General features: G+C 60.6%; 15 protein-coding genes. 8 read left to right on the top strand and 7 right to left on the bottom strand.

Annotation, left to right across the window (positions count from 1 at the left end; translation table 11 throughout):
- Positions 1-376 precede the first annotated feature (376 nt).
- The 3 genes from D3872_RS18130 (at position 377) to D3872_RS18120 (ending at position 4,659) form a co-directional block, all read left to right on the top strand.
- Positions 377-2,806: a TonB-dependent receptor plug domain-containing protein gene (locus D3872_RS18130; RefSeq protein ID WP_220476963.1), complete on the top strand. Its 2,430-nt coding sequence runs from the start codon at positions 377-379 to the stop codon at positions 2,804-2,806.
- A complete protein-coding gene (locus D3872_RS18125) occupies positions 2,803-4,104 on the top strand; it encodes an aminotransferase class V-fold PLP-dependent enzyme (RefSeq protein ID WP_220476962.1) in 1,302 nt (433 codons plus the stop codon). Before D3872_RS18130 ends, D3872_RS18125 begins: the two co-directional genes overlap by 4 nt.
- 240 nt (positions 4,105-4,344) lie before the next feature.
- Complete coding sequence (locus D3872_RS18120; protein WP_147373914.1) at positions 4,345-4,659, top strand: hypothetical protein; 315 nt, start codon at positions 4,345-4,347, stop codon at positions 4,657-4,659.
- A 22-nt stretch (positions 4,660-4,681) separates the two neighbouring features.
- On the opposite strand, the gene D3872_RS18115 is transcribed toward D3872_RS18120, so the two are convergent.
- Entirely contained in the window at positions 4,682-5,464 is a 783-nt protein-coding gene (locus D3872_RS18115) for a methyl-accepting chemotaxis protein (RefSeq protein ID WP_220476961.1), read from the bottom strand.
- A gap of 291 nt (positions 5,465-5,755) precedes the next feature.
- Between D3872_RS18115 and D3872_RS18110 the strand changes: the two genes are divergently transcribed.
- Positions 5,756-7,117: an MFS transporter gene (locus D3872_RS18110; protein WP_119812118.1), complete on the top strand. Its 1,362-nt coding sequence runs from the start codon at positions 5,756-5,758 to the stop codon at positions 7,115-7,117.
- Positions 7,118-7,142: 25 nt separating this feature from the next.
- Here D3872_RS18110 and D3872_RS18105 read toward each other — a convergent pair whose 3' ends face one another.
- On the bottom strand, positions 7,143-7,544 hold the full coding sequence (locus D3872_RS18105; RefSeq protein ID WP_119812117.1) for a VOC family protein: 402 nt from the start codon (positions 7,542-7,544) through the stop codon (positions 7,143-7,145).
- Positions 7,545-7,729: 185 nt separating this feature from the next.
- A complete protein-coding gene (locus D3872_RS18100) occupies positions 7,730-8,734 on the bottom strand; it encodes a ribonuclease Z (RefSeq protein ID WP_119812116.1) in 1,005 nt (334 codons plus the stop codon).
- 150 nt (positions 8,735-8,884) lie between these two features.
- Here D3872_RS18100 and D3872_RS18095 point away from each other — a divergent pair, with 150 nt between their 5' ends.
- Positions 8,885-10,297 carry an FAD-binding oxidoreductase gene (locus D3872_RS18095; RefSeq protein WP_119812115.1) on the top strand — a complete coding sequence of 471 codons (1,413 nt, stop codon included), beginning with the start codon at positions 8,885-8,887 and terminating at the stop codon, positions 10,295-10,297.
- A gap of 38 nt (positions 10,298-10,335) precedes the next feature.
- On the opposite strand, the gene D3872_RS18090 is transcribed toward D3872_RS18095, so the two are convergent.
- Complete coding sequence (locus D3872_RS18090) at positions 10,336-10,536, bottom strand: hypothetical protein (RefSeq protein ID WP_119812114.1); 201 nt, start codon at positions 10,534-10,536, stop codon at positions 10,336-10,338.
- Positions 10,537-10,558: 22 nt separating this feature from the next.
- Positions 10,559-11,989 carry an aldehyde dehydrogenase family protein gene (locus D3872_RS18085; RefSeq protein WP_119812121.1) on the bottom strand — a complete coding sequence of 477 codons (1,431 nt, stop codon included), beginning with the start codon at positions 11,987-11,989 and terminating at the stop codon, positions 10,559-10,561.
- Positions 11,990-12,418: 429 nt separating this feature from the next.
- Between D3872_RS18085 and D3872_RS18080 the strand changes: the two genes are divergently transcribed.
- Both D3872_RS18080 and D3872_RS18075 read left to right on the top strand, forming a co-directional pair.
- Positions 12,419-13,318: a porin gene (locus D3872_RS18080; protein ID WP_119812113.1), complete on the top strand. Its 900-nt coding sequence runs from the start codon at positions 12,419-12,421 to the stop codon at positions 13,316-13,318.
- Positions 13,319-13,397: 79 nt separating this feature from the next.
- Positions 13,398-13,832: a hypothetical protein gene (locus D3872_RS18075; RefSeq protein WP_119812112.1), complete on the top strand. Its 435-nt coding sequence runs from the start codon at positions 13,398-13,400 to the stop codon at positions 13,830-13,832.
- Positions 13,833-14,029: 197 nt separating this feature from the next.
- On the opposite strand, the gene D3872_RS18070 is transcribed toward D3872_RS18075, so the two are convergent.
- A complete protein-coding gene (locus tag D3872_RS18070; protein ID WP_119812111.1) occupies positions 14,030-14,914 on the bottom strand; it encodes a dienelactone hydrolase family protein in 885 nt (294 codons plus the stop codon).
- A gap of 132 nt (positions 14,915-15,046) precedes the next feature.
- Positions 15,047-15,259, bottom strand: a complete 213-nt coding sequence (locus D3872_RS18065; protein ID WP_119812110.1) for a hypothetical protein — start codon at positions 15,257-15,259, stop codon at positions 15,047-15,049.
- Positions 15,260-15,399: 140 nt separating this feature from the next.
- On the opposite strand from D3872_RS18065, the gene D3872_RS18060 reads away from it, so the two are divergent.
- The coding region (locus D3872_RS18060) for a phosphatase PAP2 family protein (protein ID WP_147373913.1) at positions 15,400-16,089 on the top strand (690 nt) is incomplete at its 3' end.

The raw sequence follows: 16,089 nt of genomic DNA, 5'->3' as shown, positions 1-16,089 counted from the left end.
TGCCCAGGGCGAGCGCAATGGAGGGATCGGCGCGCTGCGTACTCTTCCTTGCCGGGCCGGCGACGGCGACTTTGACCGGAACCACGCTCGATGTGAGCGACGGCCGATTCCCGACGCCCGCCGACGCGTTACAGCTCCATCGATCAATAACGATTCGCCAGCACATTGAATGACCTCATCAAGGGACTTTCGTCTTTGCAGTCACACGCTTGAAACACAACTTTCCTAATATATAGCTCGTCAGAAAGAAGTTGAAATTTAACTAAATCTTCGTGAAGTTAGTCAAAAAACACTTTCTGGTACGGATTCAGGGAAAACCTGAACTCTCCGCGGCGAACGTGGAGTTGTTTCATTCATCATTGCAAAGAACAGAGTCATGACATTCAAGAAAACCCGTATTGCCAGCGCGGTAGCGCTGTGCGCAATGAACGCTCTCATGAGCGCGCATGCCCAGACTGCCAACAATGCAGCGGCAGCCGCCGTTGGTTCTCAGCTTGTGCCTTCCAACGACATGCCCGAAGTGAGCGTCCAGCAATCGGTAATCGTTACCGGCACCCGTGGCGCCAATCGCACCCAGTTCGATACGCTGGCGCCGGTGGACGTGTTCAACCGTGATGAAATCGCCGCGGTCGAGTCGAACGACCTGAATGACGTGCTGGCTCAGCTGGTGCCATCGTATGTGGTGCAGCGCATGCCGATGAACGATGGCCAAGTGTTCGTGCGCCCGGCTACGCTGCGTGGGCTGTCACCGGACCAGACGCTGGTGCTGGTCAACGGCCGGCGCTTTCACCGCAGCGCCTTGCTCGGCTCGCGCGGTGCGCAAGCGGCCGACCTGGCACAGATCCCGACCAGCGCGATCAAGCGCATCGAAGTGCTGCGCGACGGCGCGTCGGCCCAATACGGTTCGGATGCGATTGCCGGCGTGATCAATATCATTCTCGATGACACAGTCGGCACCGAATTGTCGCTGCGCCATTCGCAGTATTCCGAAGGCGATGGCGCCGCCACTGGCTTCCGCGCCAAGACCGGTTTTGCCTTGGGCGACAATGGCCGCCTGGTTCTGTTTGCCGAAGTGGACAAGTCCGACGCGACCTCGCGTACCCGCCAACGCCCCGATGCGATCGCTTTCCAGGCAGCGCATCCTGAACTCAATGTGCCGAATCCGGTACAGCGCTGGGGCCAGCCTGACCTCGAGAGCAAGCGTGTCGGCTTCAATGCAAAATATGCGTTGTCAGATGAGCTCGAGCTGTATGGCCATGGCTTGTACGGCGCCAGCGAGGGCTTGTCCGACTTTAACTGGCGCAATCCGGACACCACCACCGGCGTCTACCGCAACAGCAGCGTGTTCCCGGGCTGGAATCTGCATTCCGTCTATCCGCTTGGCTTCAGTCCCAAATACTTTAACGAGCAGGATGATATTCAATTGGTCGGCGGGCTGCGCGGATACTTCAGCGACCGCTTCCGTTGGGACGTAAGCGCTTCGTTCGGACGCAATAGCATCGATTACACCCTGAGCAATTCCATCAACGCGTCGCTCGGCCCGAACAGCCCGACGTCGTTCTACCTCGGTGAGTTGTCGCAGGAGGAAAAGATCGTCAATGCCAACTTCAATTACGAGCTGCTGGTGGCGGCGCTGGCGCAGCCGGTGAACATCGCGTTCGGTACCGAGTTCCGTAACGAGACCTATGGCGTCAAGGCCGGCGATCCGGAATCGTACGCGGTAGGCCCTGGCGCTGCTTCCGGCCTGGAGTCCAATTCGAACGGCGCGCCCGGCTTCAGTAAGCGCCAGGCGGGCGAGTGGGGGCAGGACAGCTATGCGGCGTATCTGGACGTGGAGGTGCCGCTTGGCGAGCGCATGAACGTGGGCATGGCCGCCCGCTACGAACATTTTTCCGAGTTCGGAAGCACTGTCGACGGCAAGCTGTCGGCACGTTACACGCTGACCCCGAACTTTGCGCTTCGCGGCTCTTACTCGACGGGCTTCCGGGCACCGACCCCGGGCCAGTTGAACACCAACAGCACCAACCAGGGGCTCGATACCAAGACCTTGCAAATTTTCACCGGCGGTCGCCTGGCGACCAATGATCCGCTGGCGATACTTCTCGGTGCCAAGCCGCTGAAGCCGGAACAGTCGAAGAATTTGTCGATGGGTTTCACCTGGAAAACGCCGGCCGGCTTCTCCGGCTCAGTTGACTTCTACGACATCCAGCTGAGTGACCGCTTCAGCACCTCGGCCTCGTTTGCAATCCCGGCCGGCATCGACAATCCTTTGCGCTACACATCGGTCAACTACTTCACTAACGATTTCGACACCACCACCCAGGGCGTCGACATCGTCGGCAGCTACCTCACCCGGGTCGGCGCCGGCAAGATGAACCTGACGGCTGCGTACAACTACAACACCACGACGGTGGATAGCGGGCGCTCCAGCGTGGCAACCAATGTTGCGCAGCGCACCGTGTTCGAGGAGCGCCTGCCGCGCCAGAAGGCAACGTTCAGCGCCACCTACGACCTTGACAAGTGGAGCATGCTTGGCCGAATCCGTCACTATGGTTCGTGGACGGATAACAGCGGCAACGCGACCGGCGATATCTTCCAGCGCTTCGGTGCTATGCAGTTCCTGGACCTGGCTGCCGGCTACCAGATCAACAAGATGCATTCGATTCGTTTCGGCATCGACAACGTGACGGACGAGTATCCTGATGAGGCCACTTTCCAGGCCAGCCGCGGCCTGATCTATTCTCGCAACGCACCGTACGACACCGATGGCAGGAACCTGTACGTCGAATACAAGGTGACGTTTTGAAAATTGATAGCCGGCGCCGGGCCTGGCTTCGCGCCGGCGCCTTGCTGCCATTGGCGCCGGTGAGCGCGCTGGCGGCTGCGCAGCTGCCGGTGGCGCTCGCTCCGCCGCCTGGCCTGACGCCGGCCAGTCTGGCGGCCGATCAGCGCTACTGGTCGAAAGTGGCCGCTTTGTACGACATCACCGACGCGGTGGTGCCGTTGGAAAATGGCTACTGGGGATCGATGGCGCGTCCGGTACTGGAGGCCTATCAGCGTGATATCGCCAAGGTAAATCACGGCAACGCCTGGTATGGCCGCAAGGACTTTCCGGCCGAGGCCGAGGTTGCGCGCAGCCGGGCCGCCGCTGCGTTGGGCGTGGAGCTCGATGAAATCGTTCTTACGCGCGGCGCCACCGAGGCACTGCAGGCACTGATCAGCGGCTACAATCGCTTGAGCAAGGGCGACGTGGTGCTGTACGCCGATATTGATTACGACGCTATGATCAGTGCGATGCGCTGGCTGAAACAGCGGCGCGGCGTCGAGGTGGTGTCCATCAACTTGCCGGAACCGGCCACGCATGCAGGCGTTATCGAGTGCTATGCAAAGGCGCTGGACAGTCATCCCAAGCTGAAACTGATACTGCTGACCCACGTTAACCACCGCAATGGCATGGTGTTGCCGGTGGCGGAAATCAGCCGCATGGCGCGCGAGCGCGGCGTCGATGTGATCGTGGACACGGCGCATGGCTTTGGCCAGCTTGACATGCGGATACCGGATTTGCAGGCTGACTTCGTTGGCATCAACCTGCACAAGTGGATTGGAGCGCCGGTGGGCGTGGGCGCACTGTACATCAAGCGCGGCCGCGTGCGCGACATCGATCCGTACATGGGGGAGCGCGACGGCGACGATGTGCGCACGCGGGTGCATACCGGCACCGTCAACTTTGCCGCTTATCTCGCCTTGCCACTGGCGTTCGACTTGCATGAACAGATCGGCGTTGCCAACAAGCAGGCGCGCCTGCACCGGTTGCGCAACCTCTGGGTCGAGGCTGCACGCGAACTCGACGGCATCGAGGTGCTGGCCTCGGCCGATCCTCGACTGACCAGTGCGATTGCCTCGTTCCGCCTGAAAGGTCGCCTTACCTTAGCGGACAATATGGCATTGTCTAAACGTTTGGTGGTCGATCACGGCGTGTTCACAATCCATCGCGATGGATTGGCATCGGGAGCCTGCGTGCGGGTGACTCCATCGGTGTTTACGTCGGAAATGCAGATCGAGCGTTTGGTCGCGGCGCTGCGCACGATTGGCAGTCGAGCGTAAACGCGCGCCTTCCAAATTTCTTCTGGCCCGACTTCTTTCTCAATCAACATCGGTGAGTTGCGGAGACGATTCTCCGCAACTGTACAATGCGCGGAGTCTGTCCGGTCGCCGCCTCGGCCGGATCGTCGCCCATCTGATGGCTGAACACGCAAGGGCGGGCGGGCATAGCGCGCCGCCGACCGTGGGAGCTCAAACCAAGCTGAAATCTGTGGAAGTCGCGTGATTAAAAAGGATGAAAGAATGAAAAAACTGATTTTCGTATGTGCGATCGCAATGGCTGGGTGCGGAAAGACACCAGCGCCTGAGAGTCCCCTCGACGCCGCAGCACGCCAGACCTGCATGAACACGATCGAGTCCCGCGCCACCAACCCGAAATCGATCTCCTACATCTCGAACGATACGCCAGTGGCGAAGGATGCCCAGGGCCAGCTGGTCGTCTCAATCAAGTTCTCTGCCAAGAATGAAATGAATATGGCGTCGACACTGCAGGCGAAGTGCACCGTCAGTCCTGACGGCAAATCGCTGGTCGATATCGCGGTGAGCGAGAGCCGCTAGAGTGCCAGTCAGGGGCCGTGCCTCATCCCTTGGCTCCCAGCGCGACCATGTCATCGGCGAGCTGATTGCCGAGCCGCAGCTGTTGATCGAGCGCGGCGCTGATTTGGCGGACGATCTGGACCCGTTGCGCCGCGCCATCGATCACCTGTTCCATCGCTTGCAGCGCTGCGTCGGCGCGCCGCGCCCCCTCATGCGCATTGGCAAGGGTGGCTTCTGATTCATCAATGGCAAGCCGCGACGACTCTTTGAGCTGCGCGGCAATGCTGCCAATTTCCTTGCCCGACAGGCGAGAGCGCTCTGCCAGTTGACGCACCTCCGCGGCGATGACAGCGAAGCCGCGTCCGCTGGTTCCCGCTCGCGCAGCTTCGATGGCCGCGTTGACGGCGAGAAGGTTGGTTTGGTTCGCTATACCCTGGATGGTTTCGACGATGTCGCCGATCATCGCAGACTGAACGGCAAGCAGTTTATAGTTGGAGAATGACCGCTCCAGGAATTCAGCGACGATGTTGATGGAGGCAACGGTCTGCCTCACCGATTCGTGCGCGCGTTCGACGCCCATGCCGGAAGACGCGGCCGCAGCGCCGGCTCGTTCCATGTCATGCGTGGCGAGCCGAATAGAATCGAGCAATTGCTGGATGTGTCCAGCGCAGTGACTCAGGTCGATAGCGTGGACGGCAAGCGGCATTGGTATTGGCCCCGCGATGGGGAGCGCCGTGACTGCCTTGGTGGCGGGCTCGGTGAACGCCGCCCGCATCGCTGGCTCCTGCTTGCGTGACGCAGCCATCGCGATAATCGATTTCAACACTCTCAGTCTCCGTTTGTTCTTCAGGCCGGCTTGTGCCGGTTCCTATTCTTGTATTGCTGCGCTGCAATCGTAGATTCGGGCGCGCGACGCGTCTAATACCGTTGCAGTATTAATGGCATACCCTTGGGGTATGGACCCGGCGCCAAAACCTTTTAGGTATCGTGCGGATACTCATTCGGTCTTGGACGCGCCGGTCGCTGTTATCTATCGTGCGAATACCGGCCAATTCAATGGGTGATACCGCGCCGCATGATCGCCATCGATCACATGGTTAAAGCAAGGAGAAACACAATGCGACAAATTGATGTTCACAAACTGGCGGACGAAGCGCGTTTGAACCGCTTTCATGTCGGCGTCCTGTTTTGGTGCGCGCTCATTATCATCTGCGATGGGTACGACCTTGCCGTCGCCGGCATAGCGCTGCCATCGATCATGAAAGAGATGGGTGTCACCGCCCAGGACGCCGGATTCATGGTCAGTTCCGCCCTGTTTGGCATGATGTTCGGCGCGATCTTCCTAGGTACCGTTGCCGACAAGATCGGGCGACGCAAGACCATTGCAATTTGCATCGGCCTGTTCAGTGTGTTCACCGCGGCCGCCGGTTTGGCGAGTTCGCCGTACACCTTCAGCGCGTTTCGCTTCCTCGCGGGCTTGGGAATCGGCGGCGTCATGCCGAATGTCGTGGCGCAGATGACGGAATACTCGCCCAGGAAAATACGCTCGACAATGGTGACATTGATGTTCAGCGGTTACGCGGTCGGGGGCATGCTTGCCGCGCTGATGGGCAAGGGAATGATCGAAGCGTACGGCTGGTCCTCGGTCTTCATCGCCGCCGGCGTGCCGGTCGTGCTGATCCCGTTCATCCTGAAATACCTTCCCGAGTCGATGCCCTTCCTGATCAAGCAGCAGCGGCTGGATGAATTGAAGGCCATTGCGGCGCGCATCGAGCCTGGCTACCGGCCCGATAAAAATGACCAGTTCGCCTTGCCGCCCCGCGACAAGGTGGAAGGCGCGCCCATCGCCAGGTTGTTCCAGGATGGCCGCGGGTTCAGCACCGCCATGTTCTGGGTGGCGTTCTTCATGTGCCTGTTCATGGTGTATGCGCTCAGCTCATGGTTGACCAAATTGATGGCCAGTGCGGGCTTCAGCCTGGGCTCGGCGCTCGCTTTCGTGCTCGTCCTGAACCTGGGCGGCGTTGTTGGCGCCATTGGCGGCGGCTGGCTGGCTGACCGTTTTCATATCAAGTACGTGCTGGTAGCAATGTACGTGCTGGCAGCCGTCTCGATCACGCTGCTAGGCTATAAGGTTCCAGTTGAAGCGCTGTATCTGCTGGTCGGTTTGGCCGGCGCATCGACGATCGGCACACAGATCGTCACCTATGCCTACGCTGGCCAGTTCTACCCTATGCCAGTGCGCTCGACCGGCATCGGATGGGCATCCGGGGTCGGTCGCAGCGGCGCGATCCTGGCGCCGATCGTGATCGGAACGCTGGTGGGAATGGCGCTTCCGCTGGAGCGGAACTTCCTTGCCATTGCCATCCCAGCGGTGATCGCCGCGCTGGCCGTGTCGCTGATCAAACATGATCGTTCGGCTTCGTGGCGCGACAAACGGGCCGCTTCAGTGTTGCGGGATGCGGCCACCGTACCGAAATAGTCCGAGCCCCGGCCCGCTTGACGTATTAGCCTGGCATGTCGCTCATGTACGCCAGTTCCCAGATATGCCCATCCAGGTCTTCAAACCCATGGGAGTACATGAAGCCGTAGTCCTGCGCGGCGCGCGGCGCCTTGCCGCCGGCCGCCAGAGCCTTGGCTACCAGTCCATCGACTTCTTCCCGGCTTTCGCACGACAGGCAGGTCAGCACTTCGGTTACTTCATGTGCACTGGCGACTGGCTTGCTAGTGAACGTCTTGAAGTAGTCCCTTACCAGCAGCATGGCGTAGATGCTGTTCTCGGAAATAATCATGCATGCTGCATTCTCGTCGGTGAACTGCGGATTGAAGGTGTAACCCAGGGCCGAGAAGAATTCCTTGGATTTGGCGAGGTCCTTCACTGGCAGGTTGACGAAGATTTGCTTGTTCATGTTGTACCTTCCTTTCTAGTTGAATGGCGCTGCTAACGAAAAAACGGTTTGGAAAGGACAAGGATTTTCCCCTGTCTCATTCAGTACGACGTTTGCGGATCGCTAAAATCGGCATGCCGGAGAAAAAAATTTACGTCGCAATGCCGACGGCGGCTGGACCGTCACTCTACCTCATGTGCAGCGGGTTAAGCCGGGTCCGGATCGCGGGCGCGCGGGACGGTATTGCGCTCCGGCCGCGGGATTTTCGTCAGCACTGAATCAGGGCCGAGTTCATAGCTATCGAAGTCGCGCGCGAGGAAAAGCTGGCCGGAATAGTGCTGGCGCGCCTCGGCCTCGAGTTCGGCCATACCTGCGGCGGTATCGTAACGCGCGCTGAAGTGCGTCAGGATCAGGTTCGGCATCCCGCTCGCGGTGGCAAACTGCGCCACCTGCTGGACCGAGCTGTGGGTGGGGCCGGGGCCCACCTTCTGCGAGATCGCCTCGGTGTAGGTCGCTTCGTGCACCAGTAATTGAGCGCCTTCGCAGGCGCCAGCGAGCAAAGACGGCGTATCGTTGTCGCCGCCCACTACGACGGCTGCGCGCTCCGTTTGGGGAATCCGGAAATCATTTGCCTTGAGCACGGTTCCATCGTCATGAACGACATCCTCGCCCGAGTGCAGTTTTCCCCAGTCCGGTCCCGCCGCGACGCCGGCCGCGCGCAATGCGGCGGTGTCGAGCTTCCACTTGGTGCTTTCGACCGAGAAGCGGAATCCTACGCTGGGCACGCGGTGCGACAGGGGAAAACGCTCGATCGTCAATCCCGGTTGCTGATGGACCTGCTGGATGGGGGCGACGTCCACATGGATGATCGGGTACGGCAAATACAACTCGGTGTGCAGGAAGGTCGCTTCGAGCCAGGCGCGCACCGGCTGGGGCGCGATCAGTATCAACGGACGCTTGCGTCCGGTCATCGAGGCGCTCGCCAGCAGGCCCGGAAGCCCGTAGCTGTGGTCGCCGTGGACGTGCGTGATGCAGATGCCGGCCAGTTCGTGCACGGTCAGCGGAATGTGCTGCAGCCGGTGCTGGGTCGCTTCGCCGCAGTCGATCAGCCACCAGTCGCGGTTAAGCGTGGTCTGCAGGGCGAGGGCGGTGACGTTGCGGTTCTTTGTCGGCACACCCGCGGATGTGCCCAGGAAGGTCAGTTTGAACATGCCCCATTATCCTTCGGCGAGCCCTTGCTGTCTCGTGCGTTTCTCGACGTTACATTCAACGCATTTTGTCCCGGTGGAGATGAGTTAGGATCGGTCCGTCGCCGGCGTACAGGCGTGTTGATGATTTGACGGTTTCCCCATGGAGCGCTGATGCTGACTGCACGTCGTACCTTTCTTGGCCAAGCACTGGCAGCAGCCGGTGTGTTGTCGCTTCACCCTGCATTGGCGCTTGCGCAGCCGCTGGTGGCGGTGCCGAACGTCACGCAACTGTATACCGTCCAGGTCGCACGAGTTGTGGCGCCGGCCACAACGCAGGAGGTTGCGCAGGAGGTGCGCGCCTGGCCAGGCAAGATCGCCGTCGGTGGCGGCCGCTACAGCATGGGCGGCCAGGTCGGTATCACCGGGGGACTGCATCTGGACATGCGCAAAATGAACAAGCTCCTGAACCTCGATACCCAGGCGAAGGTGGCCCGGGTGCAGGCGGGCATCCGCTGGCGCGATTTGCAGGATGTGCTGGACCTGGCCGACCTGTCCGTGAGGTCGATGCAAAGCTATTCGAACTTTACGGCCGGCGGTGCGGTATCGGTGAACGCGCACGGCCGCTACATCGATTCGGGCCCGGTCGGCAGCACCGTGCGCGCGTTAAAGATCGTGATCGCCGATGGCACGGTCGTGGAAGCGACGCCAACATTGAATACCGAGCTTTTCCGGGCGGCCATCGGCGGCTATGGCGCGGTAGGGGTGATCACGGAAGTCGAACTTGACCTTGCCGACAACGTCCGAATCGAACGGGTCGTGAAGTCCGTGGCGCTGAAAGATTATCCGGCCCACTTCGCGCGGCTGGCCGACGCCGGCGACCACATTTTCCACAATGCCGACCTGAGCCCGCCGCACTTCAACGCGCCGGTGTCCGTCAGCTGGCGGAGGACACGGAAGCCCTTGACGGAGACAAGGCGGCTTGTTGCACGTGGCGCTTCGTACGAGCTTGAGCAGAACATTATCTTCCTGATGACGGAGGCGCCCCTGGCCGACCTGCTGATCAAGAGCGTGGCGCACCCCCTGCGCCATGCAGGGGCAAAGGTCAAATGGCGTAACCACGAGGCCAGCCTGGACGTCGCCGAGCTCGAACCCGAGTCGCGCAGGTATTCGACCTACGTCCTGCAGGAGTACTTTATTCCGGTCCGCCACTTCGAAGCGTATGTCAAAGACATGGCGGCGACCATCCGCAAGTTCGAAGCGAAGGTGTTGAACGTCTCGGTTCGCCATGCGATGGCCGACCCGATTCCGTTGCTGCCGTGGGCGAAGGAGGAGGTGTTCTCGTTTGTCGTCTATTACAAGCAGGGCACTGGCTCCGCGGCGTGCGAGCAGACCGCGACATGGACGCGCGCAATGATCGATGTCGCCTTGGGCTACGAGGGACGTTACTACCTGCCATATCAGTTGCATGCGACGAAAGCGCAGTTCGAGCAGGCCTATCCGGAGGCTGATGCGTTCCGCGCGGTGAAGCGCAAGGCCGACCCCACCGGCAAGTTCTCCAATGAGTTGTGGGTGAAGTATTTGTAGGCGAACGGAATAGCGCCTGCTGGCCGCTAACGTGGCATCTACATGAACTCGTGGTAAGTGAATATGACGAGGGCGATCGCCATGACGATCATCAGCGCGTACACAAGATAGCGCATGGCGTTGGCAAGGCCGGTAACGGCCTTGTTGGCTTGCTCGTTCAGTTTCCCTTTTTTGCTGGCCCGGCCCATCATCGACGACAACAACAGGAAAACGACGGCCAGTACGATCACGTATTTCACGCCGTTCTCCTGTTGGTGACGCTTAAACGCCGCAGTATGCGGTTTTGACGGTGGTGAAGAACTCGGCCGCGTAGCTGCCTTGCTCGCGCGAGCCGAAACTCGACCCCTTGCTGCCGCCGAAAGGTACATGGTAATCGACGCCGGCCGTCGGCACGTTTACCATCACCATGCCGGCCTGCGCGTGGCGCTTGTAATGCGTCGCGTACTTCAGCGAAGTGGTCACGATACCGCTCGACAGGCCGAACTCGGTGTCGTTCGCCAACGCCAGCGCGTGCTCGTAGTTGTCGGCAGGAATCACGCTGGCCACCGGGCCAAAGATTTCTTCGCGGCTGATGCGCATGTCGTTGCTGCAGTCGGTGAACAGGGCAGGGCTCAGGTAGAAGCCGGGCGTGTCGCGTTCGAGGCGTTCGCCGCCGAACGCGAGGGTGGCGCCTTCATCGCGGCCGATGCGGATGTACTCCATGTCCTGCTCGAGCTGGCTCTGGTCGACGACCGGGCCGATGTCGGTGCCGGCCGCCAGCGCATCGCCAATCGCCAGGCTGGCCAGCTTGTCCTTCACTGCTGCGACGAAGGCCGGGTAAATGCCTTTCTCGACGATCAGCCGGCTCGACGCGGTGCAGCGCTGGCCGGTCGAATAGAATGAGCCTTGCACCGCGCAGTTGACTGCGGTGGCCAGGTCGGCGTCGTTCAGGATGACCAGCGGGTTCTTGCCGCCCATTTCAAGCTGCATCTTGGCCAGGCGGCCGACGCAGGCCTGCGCCACCTTGGCGCCCGTGCCGACCGACCCGGTAAAGCTGATCGCGTTGACGCGGCGGTCGTTCAGGAAGGCCTGGCCGACCACGCTGCCGCGCCCCATCACCAGGTTGAACACGCCGTTCGGCAGGCCCGCGCGGCTGATGATTTCCGCCAATGCCCATGCGCTGCCCGGCACCAGTTCGGCGGGCTTGAGCAGCACGCAGTTGCCGTAGGCGAGGGCGGGCGCGATTTTCCATGCGGGGATCGCGATCGGGAAGTTCCACGGCGCGATGATGCCGACCACGCCTACTGGTTCGCGCGTGATTTCGACGTCGAGGTTCGGGCGTACCGACGGCAACTTGTCGCCGCGCAGGCGCAGGCATTCCTGTGCGAAGAACTTGAAGATTGCGCCGGCACGCGCCGCTTCGCCGATGCCTTCGACGCGGGTCTTGCCTTCTTCGCGCGACAGCAAGGTGCCAAGCTCTTCCTTGCGCGCAATGATTTCGGTGCCGATCTTGTCGAGCGCGTCCGCGCGCATCTGTACGTTCGACAGCGCCCATCCGGGCGCGGCGGCGGCGGCCGCGGCAATCGCCATCTGTGCCTGCTGGGCATCGGCCTGCGCGTAGTGGCCGATGACGTCGCTGGTGTTCGACGGGTTGATGTTTGCCGTGGTGCTTGCGCCGTCAACCCAGTTTCCGTCGATATAGTTCTGCTTCATTTCCATCCTTTTTTTCGAGTCGATTTGTCAGGTCCAGGCCAGTTCCCAGCCGTAGTTCATGTCGTCAGCCAAGTGTTTTCGACGTCCATTTTCTCTTGAGAAGCGGCTGAAGATTTGCAATCGAGTTCAGCGTGCTTTCCTTCGCAGATTGGCGTACATTGAAACCCTCGATGTTTGCGTTCTGCGGACAGGCTCGTTGTTGGTACCGTCGGTCAGTATCACAAGAAATAGTTGCGGAAGGAATCATACACGGAGCGTGGCTTGCCGGCATGGCGAGCTGGTTTTTTTGCTTCCGTCGGAGGGCGCCTTGGCGATGGCTAAGGTAGGCTCGAAGCAAGCTGCGCTTATGTGTGATAACTGACAGAACGCTAACAGAAATCGGAGGATAAAGAAGGTGTAAACAAGAAGAGCATTACCTCGGAGCATGTCATGAAAGCGTCCTATCTTGCGGTCACCGCACTGTGCATCTGCGCTGGTACAGCGAACGCACAATCGCCTGTGACTGTGTATGGCCTGATGGATACGGACGGCAAGGTCGAAAGCGCTTGCGAAGGATGCGATGCGCTCCACACCGGCCTGTCGGTCGTCCGCCCTTACAGTTTCCGCTACCTGAGCCTGCTGGATGTGGGCGAAGCATTCGACGGGACCGTCGCCGGCCCGTTCACGATCGGACGCAAGCGAGCGCGCAAACACATCAGCGGGACGGTGCAGTACTACACCCGCGATTCGGACAAGCTGTTCGCGGATTCACGCTACGGCCTGGTCGAGTCGCACGGCACCGCACCGAGCAACCGCGCCTGGGGTATTTCGCTGGGCCTGGAACAGAACCGCATCATGCTGCGCGCGGCGCACCAGAACAAGAACGTCGCCAAGGTATCGCCGGCCATGGCGCTTGGCAACACGCTGGCAGCGAAGAATTCGATCATCGCGGCCAACGTCCAGCTTGGCGCCGCGAAGGTCTATGCGGCCTACAGCGCAAGCCGGGGCTGGGGCAGTTCGCCATTGTGGAATCCGGACAATCCTTACGGCGCCGCCCTTGCCGCCACGCCGTCAACCGACAGCCGGGACAAACTGGTCGGCATCGCCGTGCCGTTTGGCGAAACCACGCTGCTGGCTTCGTTCATCCGCAAGAACGACCGCGACCTGGCCAACCACGATGCCGACCAGCTCGCCCTTGGCGCCACGTACGCGATATCGCGCCGCACCGACTTCTATACCACCTGGTCGCTGACCAAGAGCCGCAGCATTTCGGGAACGGCCATCGACAGTTCGATCGTGCCCGGCAGTATGAACCGTGCGATCAATATCGGCATGCGTCACTCATTCTGAACGGGGTTGGGACGTGCGACGTGTGCAGCGAAAAATGAGTAGCCTGTCATAACACTTTATTTAAAAAGTTGGAGGCAGTATGACTGGCAATAGCACACTTGATCCCGACAACTTCCCGGAAAGCCCGGACCGCGTGATTGGGCGCGGCCACGGCACCGGCGCATTGGGACCCAGCGACTCGTCCGACAGCGGCAGCGACATCGCCGGCGGTCCTGGCTTGGGCCTTGACCTCGAACGTGACGAGGAACTTGATCTAGGGCGCGGCACTACGTCCGACCTGGATACCAGCAGTGCTGACGGAGCAGGGCCGGATGTCGGGGATTCCAACCTCGACAGCGACAGCGATTCCGGTGGTACCGGCGAACGCGCGGCGGCAGGACGTGACACTGTGGTGCGCGATGGGGCCGACATCGACGTCGACCATATCGAGACCATTCCTTCGGAAACGCTCAGTGAAGATGATGTGGAGTTTCTTTCGTCGTCGCCGCCTGGACAGCGGCCGGATAGAAAGTAAGGACGGCTGTACATAGCCATCGCCAGCGATTCCTCGGGTTCGCCATTGGCGAGCACGACAAATCGATGCCTGGCGATTCTTTTCAGCGAACGTGAACCTGACCGAAAAATGCGCCCAGCTGGTCCGCAAGACATGCGCGGATCAGTTGGGCGTGTTGCATTGTGCGTGAAGTCGCCAGGCGGCAACGCAGCGAGCTGCTAGGACAGGTGCTTCTTGAAGAACTCGATCGTGCGCGACCACGCGAGCTTTGCAGCGGCCTCGTCGTAGCGCGGTGTGGTGTCGTTATTGAAGCCATGCTGGGTTCCGGCATAAACATGGTGCTCGTACTTGATCTTGTTTGCCTTCAGCGCGGTCTCATATGCCGGCCAGCCAGCCATGATGCGCTCGTCTTTTTCCGCATCGTGTATCAGCAGCGGCGCTTTGATCTTCGGAACTTCGGAAGCGGGCGCCTGCGGGCCGTAGAAGGGCACTGAGGCATCCAGATCCGGCACGGCGGTCGCCAGGTAGTTGGCAATGCCGCCGCCGTAGCAGAAGCCGACCACGCCGACCTTGCCGGTCGTGCCAGGAATCTTTTCCAGGATGCGGGTAGCCTCGATGAAATCGGCGCGCGTCTTGGTCTGGTCGAGCTTGCCGAACAGTTCGCGCGCCTTGTCTTCATCGCCCGGGTAGCCGCCGAGCGGGAACAGCGCATCGGGAGCGAAGGCGATGAAGTTTTCGAGCGCGACGCGGCGCGCGATGTCTTCGATATGCGGATTCAAGCCGCGGTTTTCGTGCACAACCAGCACCGCCGGCAGTTTGCCCTTGGCATTGGCGGGTTGCACGAGATAGCCGCGCATTTCGCCATACCCGTTTGGCGAAGGGTAGGTGACGTAACTGGTCTTGATGCGCGGATCGGTGGGCGCTACCTGCTGTGCGGCCCAGCTTGGTGACAGTGCCGCCAGCATGCTGGCGGCAGTGACGCCGCCGACGGCATAATGGCTTGCGGCGGACAGGAAACCGCGCCGGTCAATTTGCCCGTGGACATACTGGTCGAAAAGTTTAAGAACTTCTGGATCGAAATCGTCTGCGGTCATGCGCGTCATCGCCGGCTCCTGGTTATTGGTTGAGTACGTGGAACAGCCTTGAATCAGCAGCGATAATAGCGCGCTGACCAGGCTTCGTACACAGCCACACCACCGGAATCCGGCGGCGGCGATAATGCGTATTTACGTGGCTTAGTGCGCTTTGGACAGAATGAGCAGCCAGCGGCGGAACAGCAGGATCTCGACATGGCCAGCTTCAATGCCGGTGTCGCATTCGATGAAAGGATTGACCGCGTAGAAGCGCTTGCGGAAGTCGCGCGTTACCAGCATTTCGCGACGGCCGAGGCGAATCAGGAAAGGAGTAGGGGCGTATTCCATGCCGAAGCTGCTGTTCAAGGTGGTCATGACAAAGTCCTTTGAAGGTTTGCGTTGATCGAGTGATTCCAGAATATCACAACTACTGTACGAATCCACAGTTACTGTACGAATAACCAGTAATTTTTCTAAAGTGTAGTTTTTTGACCAATATCCCCGAAACCGAATCCATGAGAGACAGATTTCCCCGCACCTACCGTTTTCTTGCCGCCCGCCTGTCCCCCGCTGAAGAGCTGGGCCTGCACTTCACCATCGGCATCCTGCTGATGCTGGGCGCGGCCTGGGTGTTCGGCGAAATCGCCGGGGATGTGGTCGAGCAGGAAGAGATTACCGTGCTCGACGAGTGGCTCGCCCACTGGTTCCATGCGCGGGCGCATCCGGCCTTTACCGAGGTGATGATGGTCCTTTCCCACTGGCACAGCACAGCGGGAATGCTTGCCATGACGGCCCTGGCGGGCACTTATTTCTACGCGCGCAAGGCCAACTACTGGCTGCTGGCCCTGGTGACGGCTGTGCCGGGCGGCATGCTGCTTAACGTGGCGCTCAAACACCTGTTCCAGCGCGCCCGGCCAAGCTTCGAGAATCCCTTGCTGTCGCTGCCGACCTACAGCTTCCCGAGCGGTCATACTGTGGCTGCCACCTTGTTCTATGGACTGCTGGCGTGCTACGCCGTCGTTGTGCTGCGCAGCTGGCGCACCCGCGCCTTGGTCGTGATGGGCGCCTGCTTCCTTGTGGGGCTGGTCGGCCTGAGCCGCATTTACCTCGGCGTGCATTACCTCAGCGACGTGATGGCCGCCATTGCCGAGGGCTGCGGCTGGCTGGCCGTGTGCATTACCGGCGTGTCCACCTTGCGCCGGAGG

The sequence above is a fragment of the Massilia cavernae genome, from assembly GCF_003590855.1.
GTDB classification, from domain to species: Bacteria; Pseudomonadota; Gammaproteobacteria; order Burkholderiales; family Burkholderiaceae_D; genus Telluria_A; species Telluria_A cavernae.
This window is presented reverse-complemented; position numbering and strand designations above follow the sequence as displayed.

Coding starts and splice junctions, on each gene's coding strand:
- D3872_RS18130 (WP_220476963.1), top strand. CDS start 377: ATGACATTCAAGAAAACCCGTATTGCCAGCGCGGTAGCGCTGTGCGCA.
- D3872_RS18120 (WP_147373914.1), top strand. CDS start 4,345: ATGAAAAAACTGATTTTCGTATGTGCGATCGCAATGGCTGGGTGCGGA.
- D3872_RS18110 (WP_119812118.1), top strand. CDS start 5,756: ATGCGACAAATTGATGTTCACAAACTGGCGGACGAAGCGCGTTTGAAC.
- D3872_RS18105 (WP_119812117.1), bottom strand. CDS start 7,544: ATGAACAAGCAAATCTTCGTCAACCTGCCAGTGAAGGACCTCGCCAAA.
- D3872_RS18100 (WP_119812116.1), bottom strand. CDS start 8,734: ATGTTCAAACTGACCTTCCTGGGCACATCCGCGGGTGTGCCGACAAAG.
- D3872_RS18095 (WP_119812115.1), top strand. CDS start 8,885: ATGCTGACTGCACGTCGTACCTTTCTTGGCCAAGCACTGGCAGCAGCC.
- D3872_RS18085 (WP_119812121.1), bottom strand. CDS start 11,989: ATGAAGCAGAACTATATCGACGGAAACTGGGTTGACGGCGCAAGCACC.
- D3872_RS18080 (WP_119812113.1), top strand. CDS start 12,419: ATGAAAGCGTCCTATCTTGCGGTCACCGCACTGTGCATCTGCGCTGGT.
- D3872_RS18075 (WP_119812112.1), top strand. CDS start 13,398: ATGACTGGCAATAGCACACTTGATCCCGACAACTTCCCGGAAAGCCCG.
- D3872_RS18070 (WP_119812111.1), bottom strand. CDS start 14,914: ATGACGCGCATGACCGCAGACGATTTCGATCCAGAAGTTCTTAAACTT.
- D3872_RS18065 (WP_119812110.1), bottom strand. CDS start 15,259: ATGACCACCTTGAACAGCAGCTTCGGCATGGAATACGCCCCTACTCCT.